This window comes from Frankia sp. CeTa3Moorea (assembly GCF_978021225.1).
The window spans coordinates 1-20,720 of record NZ_CDXDOR010000045.1 but is presented as its reverse complement, the minus strand read 5'-3'; the positions used below and the strand labels follow the sequence as shown (position 1 = coordinate 20,720).

Sequence of the window (20,720 nt, the reverse complement as noted above, 5' to 3'; positions counted from 1 at the left end):
CTCCGACGGCGACGTATCCCACCAGGGTGGCGACGACGAGCAGGCAGTGCAGGGTGAGCAGAAGGCCGATGACGACGCTGCCGGCCAGCCGGCCTCCCGGCGGATCCGCCTCGGAGTGCCCGTCGTCCACCCCGTCGTCCACCGGCCGGGCCTCGGTGGTACCCGCGATCCGGGCGGCTGGGCATGCAGCGGTCCGCAGCCGGGCGCCCAGGACCCGAACCCCCGCCGCCACCAGGCCCGCGCCGGTCACGACCGCGACCCCGACGGCGATCGTCCGGGCGTGACCGGTCAGCAGGACGGGACGTCCGAAGAACCCGCGGTAGGCGTGCCACCAGAAGTCGCTGTCGCGTAATACCTGCCAGGCCGACGTCCGCCCATCGCGGATCGGGAACATCTCGGCGACCCGGCCCGAGGCGGTGGGATCGCCGTACCGGCGCACGTTACGCAGGTAGAACCAGCCGGTCGCGGCGAAAGTCAGCGCGACGAGCGCGACCGCGGCCGTCAGGCCACGCCCGGCTCGCCGCAGCCGGCCACCGGACGTCCGCATCGAGACGGCGGCACCGAGAGCCGGGACGACCACCGCGACGGCCAACGCGCCACTGGCCCGACTCGCCGCCGCGGCCGGGCCGAGCACCGCCAGCGCCGCCAGGGTCCGCGGCCCCGGTCCCCGGCGGGTGATCGCGACGGCCACCGCGAGCAGGCCGGTGATGGTCGCCACCGCCAGGGTGTCGTTGTAGACCTGGCCGGAGATGAGGACGAACATGCCGACCACGCCGACGATCGCCGCCGCGCCGACGGCGACACCGGGCCGCCCCGGCAGCACACCGCGGACCAGCGCCGCGGTCGCGATCACCGCGGTGATCCCGAACGCCACGTTGAGAAGGCGGGCGGCCCGGAAACCGGCCAGCGGATGATCCAGCGCGACGCCCGTCCGGAGCGGGACGGCCTCGACCGCGTAGAACAGCGGTGGATGGTTCGCGGTGTAGGTGAGGTCGGCATTCGTCAGTGGTCGGCCGAGGCGCACCCCGCAGAGCCGATCGACGTGGGAGGCCACCGCGGCCCGCGCCTGCTGCGGCGACACCACGCAGTCGGCGGGCAGTCCCGGCATGCTCGGGATGCGGGAGTGCACGGGCGAGTCGAGCACGGGCAACGAGCCGTCGGCGACGACGAACGCGTAGGCGGTGTGCTGTGCCTCGTCGGCCGAGGTGAAGGGAGGCACGACCGCGGCGACGAGCACACCGAGCGCGGAGAAAACCATGCCGGCCGCGACCACCCCGGTCACAAGCCAGCGCCGCCCCGGATCCGACACCCGCCGGACCTCCGATACCCGCCGGACCTCCGACACCCGCCGGACCTCCGACACCCGCCAGGCCTCCGGCGCCGCACCGGTCCCAGGCACCTGCGTGGAGGTTTCGACCGCCTGCCACGCATCCCCGCCAGGCACGTCGGCAACCCTCTCAGCATCGGCCGGGCGGTGTCGCCCCGACTACCACGCCACAACGCCGGTCAGCCCGTCGAACATCAGCGACGATCGTTTGGCGGATACGACGGTATCGTCCGCTTGGCGTCAGCTGTCCGGCGGTCCGTTATCCGGCGGCCGGCGCTCTCCGGCGGTCCGGGTTTGGAGCGCGGCAACGAATCCGGCCACGCCCAGGATCGCGGCCGATCCGATCGGCCCGATGACCGCGGCGAGGTAGCGGTAGTCGAATCCGGAGGTCAGCGCGGACAGCACAAGGGTCGACAGGCCGGCCCCGGCGGCCAGCCAGAACAGCCGCCCGACCCCCAGCCACGCTGCCGTCACCCCACTCCTGCGCACCCGGCGAACGGCCTCGAGCAGTACTGCCGCGAGACCCGCCAGCAGGCCCAGGCCGACGAGCGGCATCGGAGCGTAGGCCAGGCGGGAGTAGACGGCCAGCCAGCCCGCCGCGGGGTTGTGCACCTCGGTCGCGACGAAATAGCCGTCGTCGGCATGCGGATCGTCCGGGGTCAGCACGTTGGTCACGCTGGACGGCAGTTCCCAGGTGTCCGCCCGCGAGGTCTTCGTCGTCTCATGCCGGACCGGGGAGAGATAGCCGACGAGGTACCGGGCCGACGTCGTCACCAGCATCCACGGCTGGTCACGCACGACCTCGCCCGCGAACTCGGCCGCGAGGTCCTCCCGTCCCGGTGGGATGTGCCGGTGCCCCTGGCGCAGAGGGGAGTCGGCCGGCCACAGGTAGCGAACCGGCGAACCCCGCTGGTCGACCGGCCGTGGGTCGCACAGGGTGCGCAGGTCCGCTCGCGACAGCGCGGAACAATCCGCGAACGGCGCCACCCGCCCGTACAGGAAGAACCCGGAGTGCGCGGAGACGGCGAAGCCCCCTCCCGCCGAGGCGCTCCACCCAGAGTAGGCCAGGATCGGCGCGGCGGCGGCCAGCGCGAAGGCGAGGACGGGTCGGGCCGCCCGAGGAGCGGCAACCGACCCGGCCCAGGAAGTCGCGCGCCGCCGGTCGGCCAGCACGGTGCCGAGCAGGACGACCAGGCCGACCGCCAGCGGGCCGTAGCCCACCGTCCGCACGCACAGGCAGGCTCCGAGCAGCAGGCCGGCGGCGGCGCAGGCAACGGGCCGAGGGCGTCCCGGTAACGCGAGCAGCGCCACGCCGACCGAGACGAGAACCCCAAACAGGCTGTCGGCGAGGACGAACTGGCCGAGGTCCAGCACCCACGGGGAGAGCAAGGCGGGGGTGGCGGCGAGGGCGGCGAGCCACGGCCGGCGGGCAACCCGCAACGCCACCGCATAGAGCGCCACCGCCGCGCCCAGCGTGAGCAGGTGCTGGACGACGACGACCCGCGTCAGGTGGGCCTGCCCGTCGAGGATCCGCAGGAACATCGGGTAGCCCGACGGCCGCCAGTCGCCCGGCCAGATGTCCCGCCATGCCTGGTCGAGGTAGGCCGCCGAATCCCCGAGGTACATCAGCGCGGGCGGGTAGGTGACGATCACCAGGACCCGGGCAGCGATCCCGGCGGCGACCAGCAGCAGAAAGACCGCGTGCCGACGGGGCGTCCCGCGCAGGCGCCGACGCGCGGTCGAAATCGCGGCTACTTGAGGACCTCCGCGGTCTCGTCGGACTCCGCCGAGCCCGGCGCCGCGGGCCGTGCGCCACCGACGGTGTTTCCCAGGCGGATCTCGGGCAGCAACCAGGCCAGCGCGAAGGCGCACAGACCGATCGGCACCGCCACCAGGAAGACGGTCTGCATCGCGTCCGAGAACGCCTGGACGAATCCGTCCCGGATCGTCGGGGGCAGCCTGTGGAGCACCTGGGGGGTGATGTTGGAACCGGAGGCGGACAGACCGGGTGGCAACGGGATGCCCGCGAACCGCTCGGCGAGGTTACCTCTGAGCTGGTTCGCGAAGATCGCGCCGAACACGGCGGTACCGAACGACCCGCCGATGAACCGGAAGAAGGTCGCACCCGAGGTGGCCACGCCCATCTGCCGGTAGTCGACAGCGTTCTGCACGGCCATGACCAGGACCTGCAGGACCGCGCCGATCCCGACCCCGAGAAGGAACATGGACAACGTGAGCTGCAGCGTAGAGATGTCGGGACTGATGAACGACAGCAGGAACAGGCCGATCGACATCATCGCGGTACCGACGACCGGGAAGATCTTGTAACGGCCCCACCGGCTGATGAGCCGGCCGGAGATGATCGAGCTGAGTAGCAGCCCACCCATCACCGGCAGCATCTGCAGGCCGGAGTCCGTCGGGTCGACTCCCTTCACCACCTGGAGGAACAGCGGCAGGAAGACGATCGCGCCGAACATCGCGAAGCCGACGACGAAGCCGACCGCGCCGGCCACCGAGAACACCCGGACCCGGAACAGGGTCAGCGGCAGCACGGGTTCGACCGCCACTCGTTCGACGAACACGAACCCGACGAGGAGCACAACTCCCGCGACGCCCATCCCGATGATCTCCGGTGATCCCCAGGCGTAGGTGGTGCCAACCAGGCTGGTCAGCAACACGAGGCTGGTCGTCGCCATGGCCAGGAGCACGGTGCCGAGGTAGTCGATGACGTGCCTGATGCGGTTCCTCGTCGCCGGGAGCGCCAACGCCGTCACCACCAGGGCGACCGCGCCCACCGGCAGGTTCACGTAGAAGACCCAGCGCCAGGAGAGATGGTCGACGAACAGGCCGCCGAGTAGCGGACCGACCACCGACGACACACCGAACGTCGCGCCGAACAGCCCCTGGTAACGGCCTCGATCGCGCGGTGGAACGAGATCACTGATGATCGTTATTGCACTGATGATCAACCCGCCGCCACCGAGTCCTTGGACAGCACGGAAGGCGATCAGCTGCCCCATCGACGTACTGACACCGGCGATCACCGAGCCCACCAGGAAGATGACGATCGCCACCTGGAACAGGATCTTGCGGCCGTACAGATCACCGAGCTTGCCCCAGACCGGTGTGGACACCGTGGAGGCCAGCAGGTAGGCAGTCACCACCCAGGAGAGATGGGTGGCGCCGCCGAGATCCCCGACGATCGTCGGCAGTGCCGTCGACACGATCGTCTGATCCAGCGAGGCCAACAGGATTCCGAGGAGCAGCGCTCCCATGATCAGCCAGAGCCGGCGCTGGTCGGAGACCTGCGGGGGGGTCACGGCAGCGCCGCCGCGGGGCGCCGGCGACGTGCCGGCGCCGGTTCCGCCGGACTCGGCGTCCTCGGCGTCCTCGGCCGATCGAGCCTGCGTCATGACCGGCTCCCTTCATGGTCGTCGCTGACGTCGACGTGCTCGGTCGATCTCATTCGGGTCGCTGTCCTCGTTGTTCTTGTTCCCGGCGTTCCGGGTGGGCCCGGCGTTCCCGGTGGGACGACGTGATCGGCGCGTTCGAGGTGCCCACCACGTCGGATCCGTCCGACCCGCCGGACTCGTGTCCGGACTCGTGTCCGGACTCGTGTGTGGCGCCGGACCCGTCTGAGGTGCCGGAGGGACCAGGCGGAGCCAGGCCGCGGGCCAGGATGTCGAAGGCGCGGCCGAGAGTGTCGGGCAACGAAGCGTCATCCGGGGACTCCTGCCACCGCACGGTCAGGGTTCGCACGACGGCCAACGTCGTCGCGACCAGCACGACGGGGTAGGGGTCACGATCGGGATCGAGCCCGCAACGCCGGCCGATCGCCTCGGCGAGAGCGCGTTCGTAGGAACTCCAGCTGGCCGCGTTGGCCATGGTCAGATGCGGATGGGCACGGATGATCGCAAGCCGGACGCGCCACAGCTCGGCCTGATCGGGCGCGACGAGGGCGGCCCGGTCCAGTATGACCGCCCGCAACGCCGCCAGCGGCTCCTCCTCGGGAGGACGCTCCGCCAGCGCCATGCTGATCTCGGTGATGTCCTCGGGATCGATGCCGGCGATCGCGTCGTCCTTCGTCGGGAAGTAGTTGAAGAACGTCCGGGTGGAGACCTCGGCCACGGCGGCGATCTCGTCGACCGAGACGTTCTCCAGACCACGCTCCGCGACGAGCCGGATGGCTGCGGCCCGCAGGGCCCGGCGGGTCTGCCGCTTCTTGCGCTCCCGCAGCCCCGGCCCGGACGACCTCCCGGGCTCGCCAGCCCGGCCCGGGACAGTCGCCGGCTCCTCCGCCACCGCTCCCCCGATCTCGATCCGCTCCCCCCGGACCCCCTACAACTTTGCAGTATACGCACTTATTCTCATCCTGCAAAATTCTACTGTGACAGTCAACACGATCGGCGCCCACCGGGAACCGTCGCCGAAGGGCCGGGCGGATCGGGAAGACGGGGCCGGGGCGCGGTGGGCCGACGGTGGCCGGTCGCGCAACAATCGGCAGAAAGATCGGTACCCGGCAGAACGATCAGCCGCGCAGCGCGTCGCCCGCCGCGACGAAGGCCGCGGACAGCGCGGCGTCCCAGGCCCGCGGAGGAGTGAGTCCCGCGTCCACCCACGACCGCCCGGAGAGCACCGCGTAGGCCGGGCGCCGGGCCGGGCGGGGAAATGCCTCCGTCGTCGTCGGCGTCACCTTGACCGGGTCCTGGCCCAGCGCGGCGACGATCTCGCGGGCGAAGCCGAACCACGTGGTCTCGCCGGCGTTCGTGCAGTGGTAGACGCCGGTCGGTGCCGCCGAGGAAGCGAGCTCGATCAACCCCGACGCGAGATCAGACGACCAGGTCGGCGAGCCCACCTGATCGTCCACAACGGACAGCGTGTCCCGCTCACGGGCCAGTCGCGAGATCGTCTTCACGAAGTTGCTGCCGGTCCGGCCATAGACCCATGCGGTGCGCACCACGTACGAGGCATCGGGCAGCAGGCCTCGGACAGCCTCCTCCCCAGCCAGTTTCGTCCGGCCGTATGCCGAGACGGGACCGGTAGGATCGTCGACCTCGTAGGGCTTGGCGGCCCGCCCGTCGAAGACGTAGTCAGTCGAGATGTGGATCAGGGTCGCGCCGACCTCGGCGCAGGCTGCGGCGAGGTGCGCCGGCCCCGTGGCGTTGACCGCGTAGGCGCCAACCTCGTCCGACTCCGCCGCGTCGACGTTTGTCCAAGCCGCCGTGTTGAAGACGACCAGCCCACCCTGGGTCTTCGCGGGACGCGCCTGGTCGCGCAGGACGGCGCGCACCCGGGCCGAATCGGTGATGTCGAACTCCGCCCGGGTCAGACCGGCCCAGCCGTACACCCCGGAGTCCGGTTCCGCGGCTCGAGCCTCGAGCAGCCGGCAAAGGTCGGCCCCGAGCTGACCGGCGGCACCGGTCACGAGAAAACGCACCTTCCGAGTGTCGCAGACACCCTGACCCGCCCGGTTCAGGATCCACCCAGGATCAGCCCGTGTCGAGAAGAGGGCAACAGATAGTCGACGGTTACCCCACGCCGAGCTCGTCCGAACCTCTCACATCGGTCGTCTACGCTGGCGTCAACCATGGACGCCCCAGAACCGCCGATCATCGACCGTAGCTACACCCCCGGTCCCGCGCCTGATTCCGCGGCGGGGACCCGGCCGGCGGGGACCCGGCCGGCGACCGAGGCGCGAGGCGAGGCCGCCGAGGCGGTGTCGATGCCCGGTCCGCGACGCGTGCCGGTGTTACTGCTCCTCATCACGGCGGTTCACCTCGGCCTGCTGCTCAGCTACGCGTTCGTGTATCCGACCTGGACGGGATACGACGAGGCTCAGCACGTGGACATGGTCTACGGCCTGCAGCACGGAGTCGGCTGGCCCGCACCAGGCAAGAAGATCATCTCGGCGGGTGTAGCCGCGACCTCTGACGACTTCGACCGCGGCCGCTTCCAGGACATGTTCCAGGCCGGTGGGAAACAGCGGGGCTCCCCGTCCTTCGCCGAGATCGATCCGACGCCACGCGGCCAGCGCCAGGCGTTCGACGCCCTCGGTGGGGTTACCCCCGTCGGCGACGGCCGTCTCTCCAACCAGATGGTGCAGCATCCACCGTTGATCTACGTGGTCGGCGCCAGGCTGCTCGACGCCCTGCCGGGCTCCAAGCACTGGGCCTATGACCAGCAGGTCTTCGTCCTGCGTCTGTTGAACATCCTGGTGGTCGCGCCGCTGCCCCTGCTGGCATGGCTGGCGGCACGCCGCTTCGGACTGGATCAACCATCGGCTCTCGCCGCGGCGGCCCTGCCACTCGCCGTACCCGGGTTCACCAGGGTCGGTGCCACCTTCAACAATGACGGCATCCTGATGCTCGCCACCGGCGGGCTGACCGTCACCCTCGTGGGTGTGCTGCGCGGCGACATGCGTCGCCGCGCAGCCGCCTGGGCCGGGATCTGGTTGGGAATCGCCCTGCTGTCCAAGGCGTTCGCGCTGGCCCTGCCGGCCGTGATCGTCGCCGCCTATCTGGTCGGCTGGTGGCACCTGCGGCGTGCGGGCCGGCATGCACCGGAGCGGTCTGCGTATCCGGCCGGCCGACTTTTCGCGTCGTGTCGCGCGATTGGCTCCCTGCCATGGACGCCGGCCACGCTGGCGGTCGGCCTCGGGCTCGCCCTGGGAGGCTGGTGGTGGATCAGGAACTACGTCCTGTACGACGCCGTCCAGCCGAACGGGTGGGCGACGAACCCGCCGCGGCGGGAACCACTGCTGCTTCCGGACTCCTTTCTCACCTGGTTCTGGTACTTCTTCCGGACTATGATCAGCCGCTTCTGGGGCGGGCTCGGCCTGTTCGAGCCGCCCCAGCTCTCCCCGGTCGCCATCGTCGTGGCGACCGGGGCGGTCGTCGGACTGTGCGCGGCCGCGCTGGTCGCCGGACCACGCCGCGCCGCGCGGCCGGACCGGCTGGCGAGCGCTGCCAGGCCGGCGGTACTGCTGCTCCCGGTCGCTTTCGCCTACCTGATGGTCGGGCAGCGCAGCTGGGCGGAGTACCAGCAGTACACCCGCGGCATTGCCGTCCAGGGCCGGTATCTCTACCTGGGGCTGGTCGGTCTGGGGGTGGTGTTCGCTCTGGGCCTGCGCGCGGCGCTGCGCGGCCGGGAGCGACTGGCACCCGCCGTCACGCTGGTCAGCGCGCTGCTGATGCAGGGTCTGGGGCTGCTGGCGATCTGTTCGTACTACTGGTTGCCGCGCCAGGTGTCCTTCACCCCGGCTCGCGTTCCCGAGGTCGTCGCGGGGGCCGGCCGCTGGGCGCCGTTCCCGGTCGGCGTCACGATCACGGTCTTCGTGCTGTCGGCGGTGCTCGTCGTTCTCTGCCTCGCCGTCGCGGTGCGGGCGGGCGGAGCCGGGGGCGCGCGGGCGGAGCCGGGGGCGCGGTCACGGGTCCGGGATCGGGTCCGGGATCGGGTCCGGGATCGGGTCCGGGCGTAGGCGGTCACCGGCCGACGCCCGCCCCACGAAGTCCGTCGCGGATGTGCAAGGGAGATCCGCTCCGAGCGGGCCTCAGGTCCCCGTCGTAGCCACCGAGACGCGGGAGTGGTCGCCCAGCATAAGCCGATGCGCCCTGGGCAGGGCCGCGGAGGGGACAACCTCGGCATCCCGGCCGATCAGCGAGTCCTCGATCCGCCCGATCCCACGGATCGTCGCCCGCTCCAGCACGATCGAGTACTCGATCTCGGTCCGTTCGATGGTGCAGGAGTGAAAGATCGAGGTGAACGGGCCGACATAGGTATCGACGAGGGTGGTGTCCCGGCCGATGATGGCCGGCCCGCGCACGGTGGACCGGACCAGCGAGGCGCCCTCCTCGATCACCACACGGCCGACGATCGTGCTGTGCTCGTCAACGCTGCCACGGATCGCCGGCTCGATCGACTCGAGGAGGTGGCGGTTTGTCTCGAGCATGTCGTCAAGTCGGCCGGTGTCCTTCCAGTAACCCTCGACCAGGTGCGAGGCGACCTCGTATCCGCCGTCGACGAGCCACTGGATCGCCTCGGTGATCTCCAGCTCGCCGCGGGCCGACGGTTTGATCGCCCCCACGGCGTCGTGGATGGGGGTGCCGAACATGTAGACGCCGACGAGCGCCAGGTCACTCGGCGGAACGAGCGGCTTCTCGACCAGTCGAATGATCTTCCGGTCCGCACCGAGCTCGGCGACACCGAAGGCGGAGGGGTTGTCGACCCTGGTCAGCAGGATCAGGGCGTCCGGAGTGGTCCGTCGGAACTCCTCGACCAGGCTGGAGATCCCACCGATAATCAGGTTGTCGCCGAGGTACATGACAAACGGCTCATCGACGAGGAAGTCGCGGGCGATGAGCACGGCATGCGCCAGTCCGAGCGGCGCGTCCTGGCGGATGTAGGTGACCTGGATCCCGAATGCCGAGCCGTCACCTACCGCCGCCTGGATCTCGTCGGCCGTCTCCCCCACGATGATCCCGACATCGGTGATACCGGCGTCACGGATGGCCTCCAAGCCGTAGAAAAGCACCGGCTTGTTCGCCACTGGGACAAGCTGTTTGGCCGAGGTGTGGGTGATTGGCCGCAGACGGGTTCCCGAACCACCGGCAAGGACGAGGGCCTTCATGATCCGAAACCCTATCGTGCCGCTTTGAGCTGACAGAAAGTAACCGCCAATGTGATTCCCATCACATGGCAGATCGATCCACCTTTGCCCGCATGTCACCGCGAACACCCACCTGTGCAACAGGTATTTCCATGCGCACCGGGCCGGCGACAGGTACACCCCGCCCGATACGGGTACGTTGGGTAGTCGCAGGGTTCGGGGCGGCCAGCCGGCGGGAAACCTTACCGCGCATCTGATCGTTCCAGACCCAGGAGACATCTCGGGCCGCCTGGGAGGGGGACACGGTGACCGACGCGCCGCCGCGTCTGTCCGCGGGGTCCCAGGGCCCGCCTCCGCGGCGACGAAATCGTCTGAATCCTACTGCCCGTGCGTATCGAGGCCCGTATCCGACCCGGGACGACCACCAGAACCGCGACGACCACCAGAACCGCGACGGCGAACACGACGCTCGCCGGGAGCGGTCTCTGGCATCCCGCCTGCTCACGGTAGTCGCAGCAATGCTCGCCGCCGTGGTACTCCTTGCCGCGGTGGGCGGCTGGACCGCCTACGAGTATTTTGACGCCCAGATCAACCGGATCCGCCTCGGGCTCGGCGGGGACCGGCCGGCGGAGGCCGCGGAGGGCACCCGGAACTTCCTGCTGGTCGGATCGGACAGCAGGGCGGGCACCGGCGGCGAGTACGAGAGCCAGGGAGCGGTGACCGGCGAACGGTCGGACACGACGATGCTGGCCCACCTCGACGTGGACGGGACCACGACGATGGTCTCCTTTCCGAGGGACATCCTCGTGCGCATTCCGGGGCACGGCCTCGGCAAGCTGAACTCGGCGATCACCCTCGGCGGTCCCAGTCTCCTGATCAGAACGATCGAGAATCTCACCGACATCAAGATCGACCATTATGTCTCGGTCGATCTGGCCGGTTTCAAGGAGATGACCGATGCCATTGGCGGCGTCACCGTCTGCGTCAAACCGCTACCAAACGGCGGAAAGTCCAATCTGTACGATCCGTGGTCGCAGTGGCGGGGCACGGTAGGCAAAAATCATCTCAACGGAGAGCGGGCACTCGCCTTCGTCCGCCAACGCCACGGCCTACCCGACAACGATTTTGATCGCATCCGCCGCCAGCAGCAGTTCATCGGCGCCATCTTCACCCAGGCAACCACGACCGGGGTGCTCGCCAACCCGGTCAGGCTGGAGAACCTGCTTCAGGCCGCGACCAGGACGCTCACCATCGATGACGGCACCAGCATGAACGACATGCGCGCGCTCGCGACACGGCTGCGCGGGATGTCCGCCGATCAGATCCGGTTCGAGACGATCCCCGTGCACGCCCCGACGCCGGCCGAGGGCGGCAACGCCGTGGGGGAGCTGCCGAGGTTCGGCTCCGTACAGCTCTACGACCCCGAGACGCTGGAGAAGTTCTTCGCTCCGCTACGCGGGCGGGCCCGTGACACGCGGGAATCCTCCGTTACCCCGACCCCGACGGTCGACCCGGCACAGGTGCTGATCGACGTCTACAACGGCGCCGGGGTGGGGGGCCTCGCCGCCACGGCCGCCGGGGAGCTGCGGCAGGCCGGTTTCCGGGTCGGCCCGCCGCAGACGTGGCAGGCCGGCGTGGTGGAGACGACACAGGTGCGCTATCGCCCGGGCGAACAGGCCGCCGCCCATGCCGTGCAGGCCGACGTGCCCGGCAGCCGGTTGCGCGCGGACGCCTCCGTCCCCGCCGGCCACATCACCCTCGTCCTGGGCACGTCCTACGACGGGGTGAACCCGAGTCCAGCGGCCGGGGGCGCCGGATCGACCGGTGGTACCGGCACAGCCGCCGGGGCGACCGGCGGGTCCGCCGCGGCGGACCCGCCTCCCGCCTCACCGTCGACGGCCGCGGATCTCACCTCGGGGTGCACGTACTAACTGCTGGCTGGCTGATCGTTCACCCGACCGTCCGATCACATTCCGCGCTGTCCACACTACGGTCGGAGATGAGATCAACCCCGCCGTGAACATCCGCGCTTGCCATGGCAACGTCTTGGCCGTCCGGAACGTCCAGTTAGACGGACACGGCTGCCACATCACGACCACGACGGCCGCGGCATGCGTTCCGGCGGGGGTTCTCCCGCTCCGGCCGCCTGAGCGAGGAGGGCTTTCGACTCAGGTGAGCCCCGATACCATGCGCCCGCCGGCCCTGCCGCCCGCGTTGGACCCGCGTGGGCCCCGTCGCCACCACTCCCCGCTGCGACGGCTGTCCGTTGGAGCCGTCGCTCTGCTGTCCGTGCTGGTTCTCGGTCTGAGCACCATCGGGTGGGCCGCCTACCGGCAGTTCGACAAGGCCGTCACGCGCGTCGACTGGGACATCGAGGGTGCCCGCCCAGCGAGCGTGGACGGCGAGGAGAACATCCTGCTACTCGGCGACGACAGCCGGGAGGGTACCGAGGGTCAGTACGGTGTGGTAGACGGCGTCCGGTCCGACACCACCATCATCGCCCACTTCGGCAAGGACGGCTCGGCCACGTTGCTGTCCTTCCCCCGGGACATGCTCGTCCCGGTGGTGCCGCGGGAGAAGGCCACCGCCCGCGACGGCCGGTCGAAGCTCACCGAGGTGCTCGAGTTGGCGGACGTCCCCGGTCTCGTCAGCACGCTGGAATCCCTGACTGGCCTGAAGATCGACCATACCATCTCGATCAATCTCGCCGGTTTCAAGGCGATGACCGACGCGGTGGGAGGCGTAACCGTGTGTGTGACGCCTCTACCGAACGGCAGCACCCGCAACCTGCACGACTCGATGTCGGGATGGAGCGGACGGCTCGGCGAGAACCGTCTCAACGGTGATCAGGCGCTGGCCTTCGTCCGGACCCGCTACGCGCTCGGGGACGAACGCCTTCGCATCCTGCGCCAGCAGCAGTTCCTCTCCAAGCTGCTGGCGACAGCGACCAGCACCGGAGTGCTCACCAACCCGGCCAAGATCACTTCGTTGATCGGGGCGGTCGGCGGCGCGCTGCGGATCGACCAGGGCCTCGACCAGACCGCGATACTCAAGCTCGCGAAGCGGGCCAGCGAGCTGGGTCCGGGAAGAATTCACTTCGTGACAGTCCCTACGCACATCGCGCTGCGCTCCGATGGTGCGGTCGACGACATGGGTTCGATTCCCCCGCACGGGGCCGTACTCATCGTCGATCAGGCCGGCCTCGACCACGTCCTCGCTCCGCTGCTGCCCGCGGGCACGAAGCCTCCCGCACAGCGAACTCTCGACCCCGCCCAGGTCTCGATCGCCGCCGTCCGCAACGCCTCGGGACGTGCCGGACTCGCCACCGGCACGGTCGACGGACTGCGGGCACTCGGCTTCACTGGGCCGATGACCGCCGCGACATCGACCCGCCAGACTCTGACCGAGGTACGCCATCCCCCGGGCCAGGAGGCCGCGGCACGCACCCTGGCGGCGACGATCCCCGGCAGCCGGATCGTCGCGGGCGCCGGCCGCTCCGGGGCCGGCCTCGTCCTCGTCCTCGGATCCACCTTCACCGGTCTGTCCAACGTCGGCCTGCCCAACGTCGGCCTGCCCAACGTCGGCCTGCCCAGCGGTGGCCTGCCGGGCGCGGCGGCGACCGTCGACACGAGGATCCCGACGACCTCGACGGCCGCCGGTGGTGACACCTGGACGACCACGGTCGCCATCACCGCGACGCCGGCCCCGGCGACCGGCGGGGCCGGCGCCACAGGCGCCGCGACCGCTCCGGTCGGTCCCGTTCCCTCCGACACCTCGTGCACGCCATGAGCGCCTCCGTGCCGCGGCTGGTCGCCGTACGGACGCTGCTTGGCCCGGCCGCGGATGCCGACGCCGCACCCGCGGCGGGAGTTCGCGGCATCGCGTCCGTCCTCGCGCACCGGCTGGCCACCGATCCCGCCCGCCCGCTGGTCACCTTCTACGACGACGCGACCGGCGAACGCGTGGAATTCTCGGCGACCACCTTCGACAACTGGGTGGCGAAGACCGCGAACATGCTGGTCGACACGCTCGGCCTCGGCATCGGTGACCGGGTCGGCGTCCACCTGCCGACGCACTGGCTCAGTTCGGTCATTCTGCTCGCCACCTGGTCAGCCGGGATGGAGGTGGTCCTCGTCCGAGACGCAGACGGCGGGCAGGACGGCGGGGACACCGAGAAGGACGGCGGGGAGTTGCCGGTCGCGACCCCCCTCGACGCGCTGTTCGTGGCCGAGGACCGGCTCGACGAGGCGTCCGGCCTGATGGTGGACGAGATCGTGGCCCTGTCACTGCGCCCGTTGGGTGGTCGGATGCGCAGGCCCGTCGCCGGGGTTCTCGACTACGCCGCGGAGGTGCCCCCGCACGGCGATCGGTTCGCCGCCCCGGCACCGCCACCCGGGCAGGCCGCGCTGCTGCGCGCGGGTACCGCGATCGCGGGGGCGTGGGACCTGGGACCCGCGGACCGGGTGCTGTTCACCGCGTCGCTCGCCACGACCGAGGGCCTGGTCGGCTCGCTGCTCGCTCCCCTGGTCGCAGGCTCGTCGATCGTGCTGTGCCGGCATCTCGACAGCGCCGCGCTCCCGCGGCGCATCGAGACGGAGAAGATCACCGCCGTCGGTCGGTCGGTCCTGCGGCACGCGCCCGGCCCACTGCCCGCGGGGGTCCGGTCGCTGCCGCTCCCCCGCCTCGGGTGAAACCCGCACGACCCCCGTAGCGGGCCGCGGATGGGGAATGACCATACCCGACATCCGGACGGCTCACAGACGGCGTGACCACCGAACGGCGCGACGGCCAACGAGAATGGGGCAACGCGCTCCCCGGTGCGTCCGGCTCACCGGGGCTTACGAGATTGCCCCGGCGGGAGGGCCGGCAGCGCGGCGGCCGGTCTTTACCACGTGTAGCGGAGGTCGCTCGAACGTGAGCACGTCACCGGTTCTTCACATCAGCGTCATCGGCACCGGATACCTGGGCGCGACACACGCCGTGTGCATGGCGGAACTGGGGTTCGAAGTCATCGGTGTCGATATCGACGCGACCAGGACGCAGCGGCTCGCCGTGGGTGAGGTGCCCTTCTTCGAGCCCGGTCTGGAAGGGCTACTCCGCAAGAACCTGGAGGCGGGACGACTGGTCTTCTCGAGCTCGCTCGCCGAGGCGGCTGACCGGGCCGAGGTGCATTTCATCTGCGTGGGAACACCGCAACGGCCCGATTCCGGCGCGACGGACCTGCGCCACGTCGAAGCGGTGACGAATGGTCTGATCGCGGCCGGGCTGCGGCCCGGGACGCTGGTGGTGGGCAAGTCGACGGTTCCCACGGGCACCGCGGCCCGGCTGGCCGGACGACTTGCCGCCGGCGCCCCGGGCGCGGAACTTGCGTGGAATCCCGAGTTCCTCCGGGAGGGGTCCGCCATCGACGACACCCTGCGGCCGGACCGCCTGGTCTTCGGGGTCGTCCCGGGTGGCATCGCCGAGGCACGGCTGCGGGCGGTCTACGCCAGAACGATCAAAGAAGGCACACCCGTCATCGTCACCGACTTCGCCACGGCCGAGATCGTGAAGGTCGCCGCGAACGCCTTCCTCGCGACGAAAATCTCCTTCATCAACGCGATGGCCGAAATCTGCGACATGACCGGGGGGAACGTGACCGAGCTCGCCGCCGCCCTGGCTCACGACCCCAGGATCGGGCCCCGGTTCCTCCAGGCCGGCATCGGCTTCGGTGGCGGCTGCCTACCCAAGGACATCCGTGCCTTCCAGGCCCGCGCGGACGAGCTGGGAGTCGGCTCCGCGCTGGCCTTCCTCACCGAGGTCGACGCCGTCAACACGCGGGCCCGGACGCGGACGGTGGCGCTAGCCACCAAGGCGCTGGGGGGCTCGCCGACGGGCCGGATGGTGGCGGTTCTCGGTGCCGCCTTCAAACCGAACTCCGATGACATCCGCGACTCGCCCGCCCTCGACGTGGCCACCGCGCTGCACCGCGCCGGCGGCCACGTGTCCGTGTACGACCCCGCGGCGATCCCGAACGCCCGCGTTCGCTACCCGTACCTGCACTACACCGACTCGGTGATACGGGCCGTGGCAGGAGCGGAGATCGTCCTGGTCTTGACGGAATGGAGCGAGTTCCGCGAGATCGACCCGGCCGCCCTGCGACCGCACGTCAGCAGACCCATCGTCATCGACGGACGGCACGTCCTAGATCCCGCGGTCTGGCGGGATGCCGGCTGGATCTACCACGCGCTCGGACGGCCACTCGCGTGACCCACCTACCGAACCTACCGAACCTACCGGACTAGGTAAGCTTGACCCGACGACAATCCGACGACGCGACCCATCCCATGCCACCGTGGACCGCCCTACGGCAGAACCTCGACCAGTGCCCCGGTCTCCACCTGGTAGACGAATCCGCGCACCGAGGTGGTGGACTGCAGGAACGGCGACGAACGCAGCACCCTGACGGACTTGCGCACGTCCTCCTTGACATCGGGAAAGGAATACACGTCCCATTCGGGACGAACGCCCGTCTCGCGCTCCACCTGGTCCCGGAACCCGTCGTCGGTAATCCTTTCGAGACCACATCCGGTGTGGTGTAAAAGAATGATCTCCGTCGTTCCCAGCACGTGCTGGCTCACGGCGAGCGAGCGGACCACATCCGGGGTGATGACACCACCGGCGTTGCGCAGGATGTGGGCGTCACCTTCGACGAGACCGAGCAGAGCCTCCACCTGGATCCGCGCGTCCATACAGGCAACCACCGCGACGCCCAGGCGCGGCCGCGCGCCAGGCAGGGCAGGAAGCCCGGCCTCCCGCCGCCGGACGGGGTGACCTACGGCGTAGCTCAGCAGGAGTTCGGTCGCCGTGGCAGCGCTACCCACTGGGCCCACCGGCTCCACCGGGCTCACAGGACACACGGTGTCCGCGGGGCGCACGGTGTCCGCCTGGGCGTCGGCAACGGAGCCAACAGCAGTGTGGTCATCGGTGTCCACGTGGTCATCGGTCCTTGACGTTGACATCAACGGCTCGGCCGGCGACTCGAGCGGATCATGATGATGCGTCCTTCCGATCAGTGGTCCCCACCCTCCCACTGCCAGGATGCCGTCCATGGGCCCAGCTTCGCCAACGTTCCCGAGCTTTTGCCGACGTTGTGCCACTCACGTTGCCCGCCGCACCGGATTGATGGCATCACCTAGCGTAAAGATGGGAACAGCTACTCGGTGACTCCACCACGCGCCGACGGGTTCACCGCTACGTCCGGCACCATGGCCGGTGAGCCGGCCTCGCCACGCCCGCCCACCACGCCACCGTCGACGGGGGTGGCACGGTGGGCGGGCGGGAGCAGCCGGTACTCTCTCCGAGTGGTAAATATCGATCGGGGTCGCCCGTGGTGAGACACCGACAGACCCGCTCACCGATGCAGGTACTCATCCACGAGATGGGCAAGTTCGGGCTGGTCGGCGGCGCGTGTTACGCCATCGACTTTCTTGTCTCCAACCTGTGCCACACGCTTCTCGGAATGGGTCCACTCAGCGCGAAGACCGTCTCCACGGTGGTCGCTGCCACCTTTTCCTACATCGGGAACCGGCAATGGTCGTTCAACCATCGCGCCCGAACCGGTCTACGTCGCGAGTACACACTCTTCGTGATCCTGAATACGGTCGGGTTGCTGATCGCGCTCGGCTGCCTCGGGTTCGCACGCTATGTACTCGATCTCAAGGGCGTACTTGCGTTCAACCTGTTCGGTAACATCATCGGCACCGGGCTGGGCACCGTATTCCGGTTCTGGGCCTACAAGAAGTGGGTCTTCCTCCACCCGGACCATCCCAAGGCCACCGCGAACGGCGGAGCCCGTCAGGACGGTCGTCGGCGCATCCCGGAGCATGCGGGCCGGATCTGACCGCACCAGCGGCCCCCGGCCCGACGCACATTCCGCCGCCTCGTCCGGCACCGGACCGGCCGTTTCAGGTGCGCCGCGCATCGCCGCCACCCCCGGGCGCCCAACACGCCCGCCGACACGGCACGACAGCGGAACAGGACGTTCCGCCCTCCCGCCGTCCCCGGCAGACAAGTCGGAAACAACCTAGTTCCGATACCGAACGGTTCCCGAACCTTCGCCGGTGGGCTACGCTCGGCGGGCCATGCTGGCGCCGCGCGCCCACAGCCCTCCATCCAGCGAGACACGTCGGCTACCGGGAACGCCGCGTGGAGCGCCGTCCAGTCCGCAGCAACCTGGAGGGTGTGTCGTGACCCCGTCCTCGCTCGCGTCGTCGCACCCCGGCGGCCGACCTCGCGACGAGAGCCGGGACCAGGCGATCCGCACCGCCACCCTCGACCTTCTGGCCGAGGTCGGATACGACGGTGTGACGATGGACCGGGTGGCCACCCGGGCGCGAGCCGGAAAGGCCACCATCTACCGGCGCTGGCCGTCAAAGCTCGCCCTGGTGATGGACGCGGTCAACGCCTTCACCGAGCAGCGGATGCCGGTACCCGACAACGGCTCCCTCCGCTTGGACATCCTTGAGTTCCTGACCTCGTTCCATGACACGATCCGCGGCGATCGGGGACGGATCCTCGCGGAACTGATCTCGGAGATGCCGCGCAATCCCGGTCTGCGCGACGCCCTGCGCCGCGGCCTCTGGATGCAACGCCAGGCAAGCTCGGAGGCCATCATCGAACGCGGGATCGCCCGTGGCGAGGTCCGCCCGGACGTCGACCGCACGGTACTCATAGAACTCGGAACCGCCGTCATCCTCCAACGGGTGCTGCTGACCGGAGATCCGGTCGATCAGACGTTCCTGGAGATGATCGTCGACGACATCGTGATCCGTTACGCGGCCTGATCCGACACCTTGTCTACAAGACGACCCGGGATCCCCCTCCGAACGCAAAGCTCCTAACATCGAGCATCGAGCCCGACCTGGGCCGAACGGGGCGGTCCGTCCCGTTCTAACACAGCTGGACGGTTACGAGAACCGCCCAGCACCACGGCGGGATCCGCAAGATCACGAGCGCGGGCCGGGGCCGCTCTTCGCGCAGCGCAGGAGGACGTCATGCAGTCACCGGGCCCAGGCCCCCAGGACCCGGACGCCCAGACCCAACGGGTTGACGGCAACGCTGGTGGTTCTTATTCCGCCTCGTCGTACTCCGCGGGCTCGGCACCGTTCGGCGACGAAGACGAGACCCGCCTGCTCGGCAACAGCGCACCCGGCGTCAACCAGCCCGGCGGCTACCCGCCCACGGAACAGTACTCCCAGAACCCTCCGAACCAGTATCCCCAGAACCAGTACGCACAGAATCCGTACCGCGGCACCGATCAGTACCCCCCGACGGCGGTCTACCCACCCAGTGGGGGCTACCCACCCAGCGAGGGCTACGGCCAGGGTTACCGGCAGCAGGATTATCCCGCCAACAGCTATCCCACGGAGAGTTATCCGCAACAGGCATATCAGCAGAACTATCAGCCGGGTTACCACCAAGATCTGGGTTACCACCAAGGGTATCAGCAGCAGGGCTACCCCGCGGCGGGCGGTTACGGAGGTTATCCGCCGCCGGGGGCGCCCCCCCGGCCCGGCGGCTCTCAACGTCGGCGTAACACCATCATCGCTGCGACGGTGGCGGCGGCACTCCTCCTGATCATTATTCCGGTTGTGCTCCTCTCCGGAGGTTCCGACAACCCGGGCACGGTGACCGCGCCCGACAGCCCCAGCGCCTCACCGACCTCGACAAACCCATCGTCATCGCCCTCGCCAAGTCCAAGTCCAAGTCCAAGCGCGAGTCCGAGTCCCTCGGCGCGGTTCACCCCGGCGCAGCACGCCCTGCTGGCCAAGCTCGACTCGTCCGTGATGACGGACTGCGAGCCCAACGGCGAAGCCGAGGGCGGCCACATCAAGGCGTCGTTATTCTGCAACTCGGATGATGGGAAGGTGGTGGCTGCCTACTCCTACGCGACCACCAGTGATCTGAACAGCGACGTCGAGGTGCGCAAGTCCCTGGTCACCACCACCGGCGGCAAATGCGAGCAGGGCGGTGACGAGGTCTTCACCTGGAACTTCCACGAGGGTGCGACCCAGGGCACGGCCGTCTGCAACGTGCGTGACGGTGATCACTTCATCTTCTGGTCCTACAATTCCACGTTGGTCTCCTTCATGGCGACCGGCCCCGACGGGGCGGCCCTGTACGAATGGTGGAGTAATTTCGATCCGGTGCCCAAGGCCTGACGTCGCGGTGGACGCCGCCGGGACGCGGCCACGTCCGCACGGCGGGGTGCTGTTTGCTGTGGCTTCGATCTTGCCTGCTTGCCTTCGGCCGGGCGGGTGGTGATAGAGCAGTATTTGTGATGCAGTAGCCTGACATCGCCCATATCCGAGCGGTGAGGGGCCTACGCTGGGGTTGCACCTGTCACCCATCTCGGGAGGAACCGTGCCCAGCCCCGGCCAAGGCGACGACGAAGCGTCGCGGGTGTCCGAGCCACCGCCGGCCTCGCCGCGGCCAGGGAGCGGCCCCGATCCAGACCCGGACGAGCCTGACCGGACCATCCTGTATCCACTACACCCAGGACCGGGACCAGGGGTGGGGCCGGGGCATGCCTTGTCGCCTCCGCCCTACACGAATCCGGTCTCACCGCCGTCGGCCCTGGGCTCGGGACCGCTGTCGGGTTCCAGACCGCAAGGTCCGGTTCTGCCACCGGGCCCGCCGGTCCCCACGGTTCCCCCTCGCTTCGGGGGACTGACCGGTCCGGGTGGCCCGCCGGGGCCGCCCGGACCCTCCGCTCCGTCATGGCCGCCCGCTCCCCCCGGGGCACCC

14 protein-coding genes are annotated in these 20,720 nt (G+C 69.6%); 8 read left to right on the top strand and 6 right to left on the bottom strand.

Annotated elements, in window-relative coordinates; genetic code table 11:
* Positions 1 to 1,567: 1,567 nt before the first annotated feature.
* The 4 genes from AC08OV_RS10585 to rfbD all read right to left on the bottom strand — a co-directional run bounded on the left by AC08OV_RS10585 (position 1,568) and on the right by rfbD (position 6,764).
* Complete coding sequence (locus AC08OV_RS10585) at positions 1,568 to 2,980, bottom strand: hypothetical protein (protein ID WP_476615196.1); 1,413 nt, start codon at positions 2,978 to 2,980, stop codon at positions 1,568 to 1,570.
* Positions 2,981 to 3,078: 98 nt separating this feature from the next.
* Entirely contained in the window at positions 3,079 to 4,740 is a 1,662-nt protein-coding gene (locus AC08OV_RS10580) for an MDR family MFS transporter (RefSeq protein WP_476615195.1), read from the bottom strand.
* A gap of 49 nt (positions 4,741 to 4,789) precedes the next feature.
* A complete protein-coding gene (locus AC08OV_RS10575; RefSeq protein ID WP_476619608.1) occupies positions 4,790 to 5,629 on the bottom strand; it encodes an acyl-CoA-like ligand-binding transcription factor in 840 nt (279 codons plus the stop codon).
* 226 nt (positions 5,630 to 5,855) lie between these two features.
* Positions 5,856 to 6,764, bottom strand: a complete 909-nt coding sequence (gene rfbD / locus AC08OV_RS10570) for a dTDP-4-dehydrorhamnose reductase (protein WP_476619607.1) — start codon at positions 6,762 to 6,764, stop codon at positions 5,856 to 5,858.
* 150 nt (positions 6,765 to 6,914) lie between these two features.
* Between rfbD and AC08OV_RS10565 the strand changes: the two genes are divergently transcribed.
* Complete coding sequence (locus AC08OV_RS10565; protein ID WP_476619606.1) at positions 6,915 to 8,804, top strand: glycosyltransferase family 39 protein; 1,890 nt, start codon at positions 6,915 to 6,917, stop codon at positions 8,802 to 8,804.
* Between the two features lie 72 nt (positions 8,805 to 8,876).
* Here the strand turns inward: AC08OV_RS10565 and AC08OV_RS10560 are convergent, their stop codons facing one another.
* On the bottom strand, positions 8,877 to 9,953 hold the full coding sequence (locus AC08OV_RS10560) for a glucose-1-phosphate thymidylyltransferase (protein WP_476595192.1): 1,077 nt from the start codon (positions 9,951 to 9,953) through the stop codon (positions 8,877 to 8,879).
* A gap of 509 nt (positions 9,954 to 10,462) precedes the next feature.
* Here AC08OV_RS10560 and AC08OV_RS10555 point away from each other — a divergent pair.
* The 4 genes from AC08OV_RS10555 (at position 10,463) to AC08OV_RS10540 (ending at position 16,181) form a co-directional block, all read left to right on the top strand.
* Positions 10,463 to 11,863: an LCP family protein gene (locus tag AC08OV_RS10555; RefSeq protein WP_476619605.1), complete on the top strand. Its 1,401-nt coding sequence runs from the start codon at positions 10,463 to 10,465 to the stop codon at positions 11,861 to 11,863.
* A 241-nt stretch (positions 11,864 to 12,104) separates the two neighbouring features.
* Complete coding sequence (locus tag AC08OV_RS10550) at positions 12,105 to 13,721, top strand: LCP family protein (RefSeq protein ID WP_476614351.1); 1,617 nt, start codon at positions 12,105 to 12,107, stop codon at positions 13,719 to 13,721.
* On the top strand, positions 13,718 to 14,623 hold the full coding sequence (locus AC08OV_RS10545) for a TIGR03089 family protein (RefSeq protein ID WP_476614352.1): 906 nt from the start codon (positions 13,718 to 13,720) through the stop codon (positions 14,621 to 14,623). Before AC08OV_RS10550 ends, AC08OV_RS10545 begins: the two co-directional genes overlap by 4 nt.
* A 223-nt stretch (positions 14,624 to 14,846) precedes the next feature.
* Positions 14,847 to 16,181 carry a UDP-glucose dehydrogenase family protein gene (locus AC08OV_RS10540; RefSeq protein WP_476614353.1) on the top strand — a complete coding sequence of 445 codons (1,335 nt, stop codon included), beginning with the start codon at positions 14,847 to 14,849 and terminating at the stop codon, positions 16,179 to 16,181.
* 95 nt (positions 16,182 to 16,276) lie between these two features.
* Here AC08OV_RS10540 and AC08OV_RS10535 read toward each other — a convergent pair whose 3' ends face one another.
* Positions 16,277 to 16,906 carry a beta-class carbonic anhydrase gene (locus AC08OV_RS10535; protein ID WP_476614354.1) on the bottom strand — a complete coding sequence of 210 codons (630 nt, stop codon included), beginning with the start codon at positions 16,904 to 16,906 and terminating at the stop codon, positions 16,277 to 16,279.
* 398 nt (positions 16,907 to 17,304) lie between these two features.
* Here AC08OV_RS10535 and AC08OV_RS10530 point away from each other — a divergent pair, with 398 nt between their 5' ends.
* From AC08OV_RS10530 to AC08OV_RS10520, 3 genes are all read left to right on the top strand, one after another.
* A complete protein-coding gene (locus AC08OV_RS10530; RefSeq protein WP_476603670.1) occupies positions 17,305 to 17,814 on the top strand; it encodes a GtrA family protein in 510 nt (169 codons plus the stop codon).
* Between the two features lie 346 nt (positions 17,815 to 18,160).
* Positions 18,161 to 18,757 carry a TetR/AcrR family transcriptional regulator gene (locus AC08OV_RS10525; RefSeq protein WP_476593568.1) on the top strand — a complete coding sequence of 199 codons (597 nt, stop codon included), beginning with the start codon at positions 18,161 to 18,163 and terminating at the stop codon, positions 18,755 to 18,757.
* Positions 18,758 to 18,967: 210 nt separating this feature from the next.
* Positions 18,968 to 20,134: a hypothetical protein gene (locus AC08OV_RS10520; RefSeq protein WP_476614355.1), complete on the top strand. Its 1,167-nt coding sequence runs from the start codon at positions 18,968 to 18,970 to the stop codon at positions 20,132 to 20,134.
* Positions 20,135 to 20,720 lie beyond the last annotated feature (586 nt).

Bases quoted from the DNA above. Each gene is read 5' to 3' on its own strand.
- AC08OV_RS10560 (WP_476595192.1), bottom strand. From the start codon at position 9,953: ATGAAGGCCCTCGTCCTTGCCGGTGGTTCGGGAACCCGTCTGCGGCCA.
- AC08OV_RS10565 (WP_476619606.1), top strand. From the start codon at position 6,915: ATGGACGCCCCAGAACCGCCGATCATCGACCGTAGCTACACCCCCGGT.
- AC08OV_RS10580 (WP_476615195.1), bottom strand. From the start codon at position 4,740: ATGACGCAGGCTCGATCGGCCGAGGACGCCGAGGACGCCGAGTCCGGC.
- AC08OV_RS10520 (WP_476614355.1), top strand. From the start codon at position 18,968: ATGCAGTCACCGGGCCCAGGCCCCCAGGACCCGGACGCCCAGACCCAA.
- AC08OV_RS10545 (WP_476614352.1), top strand. From the start codon at position 13,718: ATGAGCGCCTCCGTGCCGCGGCTGGTCGCCGTACGGACGCTGCTTGGC.